General features: G+C 34.3%; 2 protein-coding genes. One reads left to right on the top strand and one right to left on the bottom strand.

Features of this window, described 5'->3' with window-relative positions:
* Nucleotides 1-571, bottom strand: a 571-nt coding sequence (locus CO726_RS31075; RefSeq protein ID WP_099686841.1) for a hypothetical protein, incomplete at its 3' end; no start/stop codon positions are given.
* A 125-nt stretch (nt 572-696) separates the two neighbouring features.
* On the opposite strand from CO726_RS31075, the gene CO726_RS31070 reads away from it, so the two are divergent.
* Nucleotides 697-988 (top strand): hypothetical protein (locus CO726_RS31070; RefSeq protein WP_099686840.1); only part of this gene is annotated, 292 nt, incomplete at its 3' end.

Below are 988 nucleotides of genomic sequence, written 5' to 3'. Positions count from 1 at the left end.
GTTTCTTAACTCCTTCTGCAATTTTCATGATGACACCACCAATAAGAAGATGGTATTCGCCTATTCCTTTTTCATTCACATACCAGCACATATAGTGCCTAATACCTTCTTTTGCACAATGATCATGAAAAGGGAAAGGAGAAGCATATTTTTCTAGAGATATATTATCACCGAAAGGAACTTGTTCTGCAAGAGCAAAGCGTTTCTTTGAATCATTTACAATCCAGCAACCATAATCTGCTGCTCCATACCATATTGCGTCTTTATGGATAGGATCAATAGAAGGTTGTTCTGGATAATTTTCAGCCAGCGTTTGTGCTTTTTCTTCCCGAAGTCGTTGATGAATATGTGAATTCAATGGATCTTCCGTTCCGATTTCATAGGTTTCCTCAAAGTTCCCACACTCATAAGGGATAAGGGGATTATTTGAATCAGCTGCTAATTGTAGACTACAAGAATCTGATTTTGAAAGATAGTATACACAGTCTTTGCAGGTGAAAAAGTTTGAAAAAGTTGAATCTGATTCTTGTTCTGGTTCTGTTACGGTATTATCTACTACAAGTTTTAACATATCTATCACAATCCTTTTTAGGCTATTTCTGAAATGAATATAGATGTATCATATCATGCTCATTATTAAATGTAAATATTTTCCAATTAAAAATAACCTTATTAATTTTGAAAGGAATGTTTGTTTTGAAAAGAAATCGAGAATATCTTGTTTTGCGGAATTCCATTTTAATAGGTTGGCTGCTTACAATTATTGTTATAGGTCTATCTATCTATTTTTCGTCTATTGTATATTTACTAATTGGATGCTTCATTCTATCACTTAAATATGGATTAATGGGTACCGTAAAGAATGTGGAAAAACGTTTGCCTACCTGGGCAAATTTTGGGGTTATTGAAAAACCAGTAAATCGAAGAGTGACAAGACCATTTCAGTTTCGGGGTGGGCTCCTTGTTTCATTAGCTCTAGGATTCGTAG

This window comes from Bacillus fungorum (assembly GCF_002746455.1).
In the GTDB taxonomy this organism is placed as follows: Bacteria; Bacillota; Bacilli; order Bacillales; family Bacillaceae_G; genus Bacillus_A; species Bacillus_A fungorum.
This window is presented reverse-complemented; position numbering and strand designations above follow the sequence as displayed.